Origin of the sequence: Pseudomonas edaphica (assembly GCF_005863185.1) — a bacterium.
Lineage (GTDB): Bacteria > Pseudomonadota > Gammaproteobacteria > Pseudomonadales > Pseudomonadaceae > Aquipseudomonas > Aquipseudomonas edaphica.
In genome coordinates, this window is the sequence record NZ_VBVZ01000787.1 from 1 (window position 1) to 2,454 (window position 2,454).

A 2,454-nucleotide genomic window follows, 5' to 3' on the forward strand; every position below is an offset into this window, starting at 1 on the left:
GCTCATTGGTTACTGACCCACCGCTATCGCAGGCAAGCCAGCTCCCACATGTGATCTTCAGTGCCTGATTTACTGGGCCAGCCAGCCGCCATCGATATTCCACGCGGCGCCGCGCACTTGGGCGCCAGCTTCACTGCACAGGAACAACACCAACTCACCCAGCTGTGGCGGCGTCACAAACTCCAGCGACGGCTGTTTCTCGGCCAGCAAATCATGCTGCGCCTGCTGCGGATCAACGCCCTTGGCCGCGCGATCATCAATCTGCTTTTGCACCAGCGGCGTCAACACCCAGCCTGGGCAGATGGCATTGCAGGTGACGTTACCGGTGGCGGTCTCCAGGCCCACCACCTTGGTCAGGCCGATGACCCCGTGTTTAGCCGCCACGTAGGCCGCCTTGCCCACCGAGCCGACCAAGCCGTGCACCGACGCGATATTGACGATGCGCCCCCAGCCCTTGGCCTTCATGCCCGGCAAACTCAAACGCGTGCTGTGGAACACCGACGACAGGTTAATGGCGATGATCGAATCCCAGCGCTCCACCGGGAAGTCTTCCACGGCCGCCACGTGCTGAATACCGGCGTTGTTGACCAGAATGTCGACGCCGCCGAACTCGCGCTCGGCGTAGGCAAACATGTCGGTAATTTGCGCCGGGTCGCTGACGTCCGCCGGGTGATGCCCGACCTTGCCGCCGAACGCCTGCACCTGGGCGATCACCGCGCTGGCGTCGCCGAAGCCGTTGAGGATCAGGTTGGCACCGGCCTTGGCCAGGCTCAGCGCGATGCCCAAGCCGATGCCGCTGGTGGAGCCGGTAACAAGGGCGGTCTTGCCATTCAAAGTCGTCATGAAAACCTCACACAATGCCGGTGGCGTAGAAAGTACCGATCACCACGAACACCGCGAGGGTCTTGATGATCGTGATGCCGAAAATGTCCTTGTAGGCTTCGCGGTGGGTCAACCCGGTGACCGCGAGCAGGGTGATGACCGCGCCGTTATGGGGCAGGGTGTCCATGCCGCCACTGGCCATGGCCGCAACCCGGTGCAGCACTTCAAGGGGGATATTGGCCGCATGGGCCGCCGAAATAAAGCTCTCGGACATGGCCGCCAAGGCGATGCTCATGCCGCCGGAGGCAGAGCCGGTGATACCGGCCAGCAGGGTCACGGTAATCGCTTCGTTGACCAGCGGGTTGGGGATGCCCTTGAGCCAGTCCGCCAGCACCAGAAAGCCCGGCAGCGAGGCGATCACCGCGCCAAAGCCGTATTCCGAGGCGGTGTTCATGGCCGCCAGCAGCGCGCCGCTGACCGCGCTTTTACTGCCTTCGGCGAGTTTGCTTTTGATCGCCGACCAGCCGAACACCAGCACCATGACGATGCCCACCAGCAACGCCGCCTGCACCGCCCAAATCGCCGTGAGCTTGGCGATGTCGGTGGTCACCGGCGCGCTCATGCCCGGCAGGCTGAGGCTGTGGGTCTTGCCGTACCACTGCGGGATCCAGTGGGTGAACAGCAGGTTCATCACGCCCACCAGAATCAGCGGCGACAGCGCGACCCACGGGTTGGGCAGCGCCAGGTTGTCGGCGGTTTCCGGCTCGTTGCGCAGCTCGGTGCCATAACCTTCACCGGCACGTTGTGCCTTGTTGCGCTGGCGCGCCAGGTAGAGCATGCCGGTGCAGAACACGAAGACCGTGCCGATCAAACCCAGCCACGGCGCCGCCCAGGCGGTGGTGTTGAAAAAGGTGCTGGGGATGATGTTCTGGATCTGCGGCGTGCCGGGCAGGGCGTCCATGGTGAACGAAAACGCACCGAGGGCGATGGTCGCCGGGATCAGGCGCTTGGGAATGTTGCTCTGGCGGAACATCTCCGCCGCAAACGGGTACACCGCAAACACCACCACAAACAGCGACACGCCGCCGTAGGTGAGCAGGGCGCAGACCAGCACAATCACCAGCATCGCCTGGCGCGTGCCAAGCAAGCGGATGGCGGCGGCCACAATCGAGCGCGAAAAGCCCGACAGCTCGATCAGCTTGCCGAACACCGCGCCGAGCAGGAACACCGGGAAATACAGTTTGATAAAGCCGACCATTTTCTCCATGAACACCCCGGTAAACGCGGGGGCGACGGCGGACGGGTCGGTGAGCAGCACGGCGCCGAGGGCGGCGATAGGGGCAAACAGGATCACGCTGTAGCCACGGTAGGCAGCCAGCATCAGCAGCGCGAGGGCTGCCAGGGCAATGATCACACTCATGGTGTGTCTCCAGATCGAATTGTTATTTTTGTGGGGGTGGTGCGTTGGAGAGGGGCTATAGCGAGATGTGTGCCAATTGACTAAGTTGTTGAAATATATAGATATTATTATTTTGTGCGGATGCAATTCTTGAGATTGTCTCTTTTTTGAGACTGACAAGGATCAAAAGTGGGAGCTGGCTTGCCTGCGATAGCGGTGGTTCAGCTCAATAG

Annotated in this window: 2 protein-coding genes; both read right to left on the minus strand. The window is 61.9% G+C overall.

What is annotated here, in order from left to right:
* Nucleotides 1–69 precede the first annotated feature (69 nt).
* Nucleotides 70–843, minus strand: a complete 774-nt coding sequence (gene hbdH, locus FEM54_RS30475; RefSeq protein ID WP_138454057.1) for a 3-hydroxybutyrate dehydrogenase — start codon at nucleotides 841–843, stop codon at nucleotides 70–72.
* 7 nt (nucleotides 844–850) lie between these two features.
* Complete coding sequence (locus FEM54_RS30480; protein WP_099489563.1) at nucleotides 851–2,242, minus strand: GntP family permease; 1,392 nt, start codon at nucleotides 2,240–2,242, stop codon at nucleotides 851–853.
* Nucleotides 2,243–2,454: the final 212 nt, after the last annotated feature.

What these genes read in the sequence shown, in the direction of transcription:
- hbdH (WP_138454057.1), bottom strand. Translation starts at nt 843, where the DNA reads ATGACGACTTTGAATGGCAAGACCGCCCTTGTTACCGGCTCCACCAGC.
- FEM54_RS30480 (WP_099489563.1), bottom strand. Translation starts at nt 2,242, where the DNA reads ATGAGTGTGATCATTGCCCTGGCAGCCCTCGCGCTGCTGATGCTGGCT.